Source organism: Rhodoferax sp. (assembly GCF_037143375.1).
Taxonomy (GTDB): Bacteria; Pseudomonadota; Gammaproteobacteria; order Burkholderiales; family Burkholderiaceae_C; genus Rhodoferax.
In genome coordinates this window covers 1-7,947 of record NZ_JBAWYV010000138.1, presented here as the reverse complement: position 1 = coordinate 7,947, position 7,947 = coordinate 1, and the positions used below count along the sequence as shown (strand labels likewise).

Below are 7,947 nucleotides of genomic sequence, written 5' to 3'. Positions count from 1 at the left end.
GTCCAGACGAAAAAAAGCCACCTTGCGGTGGCTTTTTCAACAATAAAGTTGAGTAAGCGAAAGCTTACTTCTTCACTGCAGCGGTAGCAGCTTCAGCGGCCTTCTTGGCAGCATCACCAGCAGCGTCAGCGGCGCCAGCAACAGCAGAAGCTGCGCCAGTAACAGCGGAAGCAGCGCCAGCAGCAGCGGAAGCAGCAGCTTCAGCAACTGGAGCAACTGCAGCAGCAGGAGCAGCGACAGGTGCAGGAGCTTCTTCTTTTTTACCACAAGCAGCGAGGGCAGCAGCAGCAATAACGGCAGCAAGAATGATGTTTTTGTTCATTTGAAAATTACCTAATAAGTTAGAAAAACAATTTCCGGAAATTGTCAGAGCAGTGAATCTGCTAGGACCAGGCAAAAGTGACTCGAGCTCTTTACACCTAGCCTAAAATTATAATGTATTTTCAAGTCACATCTTTTGCAGTTCTGCTACAGGCCCAAAGTTGACGCAGGAAATCCAGGTGAACTATTTCGGATTTTCTCATCCAGTAGCTCCTTGAGTTGAACTCCTCGTTCGCGGTCTTCACCAAATACACCAGTGCTCCGTTGTGAATCCACCCGGTGCATAAACCAGTCTCTTGACCAAATAGCACTCGGAAAATCAAGCACGTTGGCAACCTTGCATACCCGACACTCAATAATATGGCCCCAGGTTTTTCGCCACGACACAAAACGGGCGTGGTTTCGAATGACCTCGTCATATTGGGTGGCCAGCATGACCAGGCGCCGACCGGACGCCGACCATGACTGCAAGGACTCCACCACCGCGCGTTCACGCAAGGGCCAATCCGCAAAAGTTGCATCACTCAGAATGATTTCGCGCCAACCGTCATGCGCAGCTTGAGCTAAGGCATTGCGCACCCATTGCTCAAATGCCTCACGCCCCACAAATCGACCACTGCGCGTAGGTTCAGTTTTAGAGTCCATGCAACCACCCCGCCTCGGCCCAGCCTTCAATTAAAGCGCGCGCTTCGGAGCTGATTCGATCTACATCCTGACGACTGAGACTACGCTCATCGGACAAGCGCCGCATCAACGTGGCGTCGCTTCCAGACGCCCTGAAACTCTCTCCATTGATAAAAATGTGTTTCGCGTCGAACATCATTTTGGTACGCCGATCAAGTCGAACAACACCGCCTGATGATGCTGCATCAAACTCAGCGGTTTCAAACCAGACATTGGCTTTGGGCTCGGTCAAATACTCACCCAAGGATCGCGCCAAGGCATCAGGGTCTTTCAGTGCGTCTTCCAAAGCATCGCGCGCAAACGCCAGCATTTGCGGTGGAATTTCTCCGGGTTGGCTTACCGCTGCCTGATTGGGATCCCGGTAAACCGCACATCCGACGGCATCTTCAGCCTGCTCCGCCAGACGCTGCAACAGTTCACGCGCCAACTCGCCCCGACTGGGTGACCTGAAACCAATGGAATAGGTCATGCATTCACCAATGGCAATTCCGTCGTGAGCGTGCAAAAGCGGTAAATACAACATATCCCCTGGCTCCAGCACAAACTCCTCCTCAGGTTCAAAGTTAGCCAGAATCTTCAAGGGGACATCGGGCTGCAAGGTCAGGTCTTTTTGATGCCCGATCCGCCAACGCCTTTGACCCTGCGCCTGCAATAAAAACACGTCGTAGCTGTCGAAATGAGGGCCAACGCCACCGCCATCGGTGGCAAAGCTGATCATCAAATCATCGAGTCGCGCATCGGGCACAAAACGAAATTGATTCATCAAGTCGTGAACGCTGTCGTTTTGAAGATCTACGCCTTGCACCAGCACCGTCCAACCCGGACGTTTCAGCGCAGGCAATTCACGTCGTTCGAACGGCCCTTGCTTGAACTGCCAAGGCGGTGTCTCTCCGGGTTTTTGAATAACGAGGCGCGCTTGAGAATCTTCGCTGGCGGCCAGTTCAAACAGTTCACCTCGATCCAAGAGCGGTTTGAAGTTGTGAATAGCCTGTCGCACCAGCAATGGCTTTTTTTGCCAGTGGTTCTTCATGAATTCGTCAGGGCTTAGGCCGCCCAACAATGGCAAGACTTGATTTACATCCATTTGGATCTCCGGTCAATTTTCAAACTGCGACAATTCTCCTATGAAAATCAATGAACAATGTGTGGTCGCTCTGACCTGGACGCTGGCAGATACGCTTGGCGAGGAACTAGACGTGCTCGACGAACCCGTTGAATTTTTGGTCGGTGGCGATGACTTGCTGCAAGTCATCGAAGAAGCGCTTCTGGGCCTTGCGGTCGGTGCAAAACTGGACCTGCAAATCGAACCCGAAGAGGGCTTTGGAGACTTCGATGACCTTTTGCTTTTTCTGGAGCAGCGCGAACTTTTTCCAGAAGAGCTGGAAGTAGGCATGACGTTTGAAGGGAGCGCACTACCTGCAGGCTGCAATCCGGACGCACCCAAAGATGCTTTTTACACCGTCAGTGAAATCTATCCAGATCATGTCGTACTTGACGCCAACCATCCGCTGGCAGGCATTGCATTGCGACTGAGCCTGACGGTTGAAGCCATTCGCGAGGCCACCCTGGAGGAGATAGGTCGCGGCTCTGCTGGAACCGGGTTTTTCAAGATTCAAGCCCTGCACGACTCAGCACCTGGCAACGACACCCTGCATTAACACCCGGCAATTTATGGGTGGCAGAGCTTGTTTGTTTCGATAGGCTGCGATCTATCGCGAGAGGATCAGGATTTACCCGTTGAACCGTAGCCGCCCTCCCCGCGCTCGCTTAACGGAAATTCAGTAACCACATTGAACTGGGCCTGCACCACGGGCACGATGACCAGTTGCGCAATGCGCTCCATCGGCTCAATGGTGAAAGCCACATCGCTGCGGTTCCAGGCGCTCACCATGAGTTGACCCTGGTAATCGCTGTCAATCAACCCGACTAAATTCCCTAAAACGATGCCGTGCTTATGGCCCAAACCGGAGCGTGGAAGGATGATTGCCGCAAAATTCGGATTAGCAAGATAAATGGCAATGCCGGTGGGCACCAGTTGCCAGGCATTGGGTTGCAAAGTCAACGGCTCACTCAGGCAAGCCCGCAAATCGAGTCCGGCACTACCCGGAGTGGCGTAAGCGGGCAACTGCTCGGCCATGCGGGAGTCGATAATTTTGACGTCAATTTTCATCATGCTTGGCCTCTGGCCCCTATTCTGTTTGCAATCTCTGCTATTAATTTTCGCCCCAGCGCCAGCTTGGAGTCGCGTGCCAGGTCTTTGACACCGAACGCATCGACCAGCAACAGCGCGTTGTCATCTTGTCCAAATGTGGCCGGGCCGATGTTACCCACCAGCAACGGCACCCCTTTGCGCAGACGCTTGGCCTGTGCGTTGGCCAACAGGTCCTGACTTTCGGCGGCAAAACCGACGCAATACAGCTCTCCAGACTTGCCGCGCGGCGACTGCGCCAGGGTGGCCAGAATGTCCGGATTTTCAACAAAAGTTAACCGAGGCACTTCGCCCGAATTATCTTTCTTGATTTTTTGATCTGCAGCATTGTCTGGACGCCAATCGGCAACGGCGGCAGTTGCTATAAAAACAGAAGCTATCTGCGCACAACCCACGGTGGCTTCAAGCATATTTGATGCTGATTTAACGTCAATCCGCTTAACGCCTCTCGGCGTCGGCAAGTGCACCGGTCCCGCTACCAGCGTCACCTCGGCACCCGCCTCCCGCGCGGCCCGGGCAATGGAAAAGCCCATTTTTCCACTCGACAGGTTGGTGATACCCCGCACCGGATCAATCGCCTCATAAGTGGGTCCGGCAGTCACCAGTACATGCTGACCCAACAATGTTTTAGGCTGAAAAAAGGCAATCACATCGTCCAGCAACTCCTGCGCCTCCAACATTCGTCCATCACCCGTTTCGCCGCAGGCCTGATCGCCACAACCGACGTCAAACACCTTAGCGCCATCTGACTTCAACTGCGCAACATTGCGTACCGTGGCAGGATGTGCCCACATTTCACGGTTCATGGCGGGCGCAATCAGCAAGGGAACCTTGCCGATTGGACGCGCCAGACACATCAAACTCAAAAGATCATCAGCGCGACCGTGCAACAGTTTGGCCATGAAATCGGCACTGCAAGGGGCAATCAAAATGGCATCGGCCTCACGACTCAGGTTGATGTGCGGCATGTTGTTAGCCTCACGCGCATCCCACTGTGAGTCATAAACAGGTCGGTTGCTCAAGGCCTGCATCGTCACCGGCGTGATGAATTGTTCGGCCGCAGCCGTCATCACGACCTGTACCGTGGAGCCTTCTTTGACAAGTGCCCGACACAATTCAGCCGCCTTATAACAGGCAATGCCACCAGTGAGCCCCAAAACAATATGTTTACCAGCAAGATCATTCATGGCCCGAAATGTATCAGACCAGATGCAGCAAACAGGCACTTATAATCTCGGTTTCCACCTCCCCGAGCTTGCAGCTCCCTCTGACATGACCAAATTTGTCTTCGTCACCGGCGGTGTGGTGTCTTCCCTTGGCAAGGGAATCGCCTCAGCCTCCTTAGCAGCGATCCTGGAGTCGCGAGGCCTCAAAGTCACTCTTATCAAGCTTGACCCGTACCTCAATGTCGACCCCGGCACCATGTCTCCCATGCAGCACGGCGAAGTTTTCGTCACTGAAGACGGCGCTGAAACCGATCTAGATCTTGGCCACTATGAGCGTTTCGTGGAAACACGGATGCGCAAAGCCAACAACTTCACCACCGGTCAAATTTACAAAAGCGTGCTTGAAAAAGAACGCCGTGGCGACTACCTGGGCAAAACGGTTCAGGTGATTCCCCATGTGACCAACGAAATTCAAGACTTCATCAAACGAGGCGCCCGTTTTGGTGCGCCTGATGCAGTGGATGTTGCGATAGTTGAAATTGGCGGCACGGTGGGCGACATTGAATCGCTGCCATTTCTAGAAGCGGTGCGCCAGATGAGCCTCAAGCTCGGCCCCAACAACACGGCTTTTGTTCATCTGAGCTATGTGCCCTGGATCGCCGCAGCCGGCGAACTCAAAACCAAGCCGACCCAGCACACCGCTAAGCAGTTGCGCGAAATTGGCATTCAGGCCGACGCCTTGATCTGCCGTGCCGACCGTCCAATTCCAGACGAAGAACGGCAAAAAATCTCGATGTTCTCCAACGTGCCCGATTGGGGCGTGATCTCCATGTGGGACGTCGACACCATTTACAAAGTGCCTCGCATGCTGCACGAGCAAGGTCTTGATGGCCTGATTTGCGACAAACTGCGACTCAACACGCACCCCGCCAACCTGAAGCGGTGGGACGATCTGGTTTATGAGACTGCGCACCCCAAAGGTGAAGTCAACATTGCCATGGTCGGCAAGTATGTCGACCTGAGTGACAGCTACAAATCGCTCAACGAAGCGCTGCGCCACGCCGGCATGAAAAACCATGTGCGGGTCAAGATTGATTACATCGATTCCGAAACCATCACGCCCGACAACGCATCCCAACTCGCCAAGTTTGACGCTGTTTTGGTGCCCGGCGGCTTTGGTATTCGCGGCGTTGAAGGCAAAATTTGCGCTGCGCAGTTTGCCCGCGAGAGCAAAGTTCCGTACTTGGGCATTTGCCTGGGTATGCAGGTGGCCACCATCGAGTTTGCACGCCATGTTGCCGGTCTGAAAGACGCCAACAGTACCGAGTTTGACCCGACAGGCCCGAACCCGGTGATCGCCCTGATTGCCGAATGGAAAGACGCTGACGGCACTATTAAAACGCGCAACAAAAACTCCGACATGGGCGGCACCATGCGCTTGGGTGCCCAGAGTTCTGATGTCGTCAAGGGCAGCTTGGCGCACGAGATTTACGGCGACGTCGTCACTGAGCGCCACCGTCACCGCTATGAAGCGAACGTGAACTACCTCGACACCCTGCGCGAGGCCGGTCTGGTCATTTCTGCGTTGACCCAACGTGAACATTTGACAGAAATTGTGGAGTTGCCACAAAACGTGCATCCCTGGTTCATGGGCGTGCAGTTTCACCCTGAGTTCAAGTCAACACCCTGGGATGGTCATCCACTGTTCAACGCCTTTGTCAAGGCGGCACTTGACCACCAGACTGCCGGCAAAACATTGAAAGCAACTGCCTGATGAAGTTATGTGGATTTGACATCAGCTTGCAACACCGATTTTTTCTCATCGCTGGCCCCTGCGTGATCGAGTCGGAACAATTGCAGATGGACACCGCAGGCACCTTGAAGGAAATCACGGCGTCGCTGGGCATTCCTTTTATCTTCAAAAGCAGCTTTGACAAGGCCAACCGCTCCAGCGGCAGCACGTTTCGCGGTCCGGGTATTGAGCGCGGCCTTGAAATTCTGGCCAAGGTCAAACGCGAACTCCAGGTTCCGATCCTGACTGACATCCATTCAGAAGACCAGATTGCCCAAGTGGCTTCGGTGGTGGATGTGTTGCAGACTCCGGCCTTCTTGTGCCGCCAAACCGACTTTATCCGCGCCGTGGCGCAGTCGGGCTTGCCGGTCAATATCAAAAAAGGGCAGTTTCTGGCGCCGGGCGACATGAAAAACGTGATCGACAAAGCCCGTGCAGCGGCGCGCGAACTGGGCTTGAACGAAGACAACTTCATGGCCTGTGAACGCGGTGCCAGCTTTGGTTACAACAACTTGGTGAGCGATATGCGCTCGCTGGCCATCATGCGCGAAACCGGTGCGCCGGTGGTATTTGATGCGACCCACTCGGTGCAGTTGCCGGGCGGGCAAGGCACCAGCAGTGGCGGCCAACGCGAGATGGTGCCGGTGCTGGCCCGCGCGGCCGTGGCGGTCGGTGTGGCGGGCTTGTTCATGGAAACGCATCCCGATCCCTCGAAAGCCATGAGCGACGGCCCGAATGCGGTTCCACTCAAGCACATGCGGGCCTTGCTGGAGACGCTGGTGGCGCTGGATGCCGTGACCAAGAAAAATGGTTTTCTTGAGAATAGTTTTAACGTTTGATCGCGGCTGATAGAGATCAAATACAGTTTTTTGTTTAGGTTTTTTGTTTAGGTTTTTTGTTTCATTTTTATATTTTTTGAAAGAAATCAATGAGCGCAATTGTTGACATCGTCGGTCGTGAAATTCTTGATTCCCGTGGCAACCCCACCGTGGAATGTGATGTGTTGCTGGAATCTGGCGTGATGGGCCGCGCGGCGGTTCCGTCTGGCGCCTCGACCGGTAGCCGTGAAGCCATGGAACTGCGCGACGGTGACAAGAGCCGCTACCTGGGCAAGGGCGTTCTGAAAGCGGTTGAACACATCAACACCGAAATTTCAGAAGCTGTGCTGGGCCTCGACGCCTCCGAACAGTCTTTTCTGGACAAGACCCTGATCGATCTGGACGGCACCGACAACAAGTCCCGCCTGGGCGCCAATGCCATGCTGGCGGTCTCTATGGCCGTGGCCCGCGCTGCCGCTGAAGAGTCCGGCCTGCCGCTGTACCGCTACTTTGGTGGCATGGGTGCCATCCAGATGCCGGTGCCCATGATGAACGTGGTGAATGGTGGCGCACACGCCAACAACACGCTTGACATTCAGGAGTTCATGATCATCCCGATCGGCGCCCCCACTTTCCGCGAAGCCATGCGTTATGGCGCTGAAGTGTTCCACGCCTTGAAGAAAATCATCCACGACAAGGGCATGAGCACTGCTGTGGGCGACGAAGGTGGCTTCACCCCCAGCGTAGCCAGCCACGAAGCAGCCATCCAGCTGATTCTGGAAGCCATTGACAAAGCAGGTTTTGTGGCAGGCGAGCAAATTGCCCTGGCCCTCGACTGTGCCGCCAGTGAGTTCTACAAAGACGGCAAGTACCACTTGGCCGGTGAGGGCTTGTCCCTCACTGCCGAAGAATGGACCAACATGCTGGCGACCTGGGTCGACAAGTACCCCATCATCA

At 54.5% G+C, this 7,947-nt stretch carries 9 protein-coding genes; 4 read left to right on the top strand and 5 right to left on the bottom strand.

The genetic code is table 11. The features are described 5' to 3' along the window. Window positions 1–72 precede the first annotated feature (72 nt). From WCG50_RS15570 to WCG50_RS15560, 3 genes are all read right to left on the bottom strand, one after another. The gene (locus WCG50_RS15570) at window positions 73–303 is read right to left on the bottom strand and encodes a hypothetical protein (RefSeq protein ID WP_336900515.1); all 231 of its coding nucleotides are present in this window, start codon (window positions 301–303) and stop codon (window positions 73–75) included. A gap of 165 nt (window positions 304–468) precedes the next feature. Further along, the gene (locus tag WCG50_RS15565) at window positions 469–966 is read right to left on the bottom strand and encodes a hypothetical protein (protein WP_336900514.1); all 498 of its coding nucleotides are present in this window, start codon (window positions 964–966) and stop codon (window positions 469–471) included. Further along, a complete protein-coding gene (locus WCG50_RS15560) occupies window positions 956–2,089 on the bottom strand; it encodes a cupin domain-containing protein (RefSeq protein WP_336900513.1) in 1,134 nt (377 codons plus the stop codon). The genes WCG50_RS15565 and WCG50_RS15560 overlap by 11 nt, the downstream gene beginning before the upstream one ends. A gap of 40 nt (window positions 2,090–2,129) precedes the next feature. Here WCG50_RS15560 and WCG50_RS15555 point away from each other — a divergent pair, with 40 nt between their 5' ends. Next, complete coding sequence (locus tag WCG50_RS15555) at window positions 2,130–2,663, top strand: FKBP-type peptidyl-prolyl cis-trans isomerase (protein WP_336900512.1); 534 nt, start codon at window positions 2,130–2,132, stop codon at window positions 2,661–2,663. A 65-nt stretch (window positions 2,664–2,728) separates the two neighbouring features. Here the strand turns inward: WCG50_RS15555 and dut are convergent, their stop codons facing one another. Together dut and coaBC are read right to left on the bottom strand one after the other, a co-directional pair. Further along, a complete protein-coding gene (gene dut / locus WCG50_RS15550) occupies window positions 2,729–3,175 on the bottom strand; it encodes a dUTP diphosphatase (protein ID WP_336900516.1) in 447 nt (148 codons plus the stop codon). After that, window positions 3,175–4,401 carry a bifunctional phosphopantothenoylcysteine decarboxylase/phosphopantothenate--cysteine ligase CoaBC gene (gene coaBC / locus WCG50_RS15545; RefSeq protein ID WP_336900511.1) on the bottom strand — a complete coding sequence of 409 codons (1,227 nt, stop codon included), beginning with the start codon at window positions 4,399–4,401 and terminating at the stop codon, window positions 3,175–3,177. Before coaBC ends, dut begins: the two co-directional genes overlap by 1 nt. 85 nt (window positions 4,402–4,486) lie before the next feature. On the opposite strand from coaBC, the gene WCG50_RS15540 reads away from it, so the two are divergent. The 3 genes from WCG50_RS15540 to WCG50_RS15530 form a co-directional block, all read left to right on the top strand. Next, a complete protein-coding gene (locus WCG50_RS15540; protein ID WP_336900510.1) occupies window positions 4,487–6,154 on the top strand; it encodes a CTP synthase in 1,668 nt (555 codons plus the stop codon). After that, window positions 6,154–7,011, top strand: a complete 858-nt coding sequence (gene kdsA, locus WCG50_RS15535; RefSeq protein ID WP_336900509.1) for a 3-deoxy-8-phosphooctulonate synthase — start codon at window positions 6,154–6,156, stop codon at window positions 7,009–7,011. Before WCG50_RS15540 ends, kdsA begins: the two co-directional genes overlap by 1 nt. Window positions 7,012–7,100: 89 nt before the next feature. Further along, on the top strand, window positions 7,101–7,947 hold an 847-nt coding region (locus tag WCG50_RS15530; protein WP_336900508.1), incomplete at its 3' end, for a phosphopyruvate hydratase.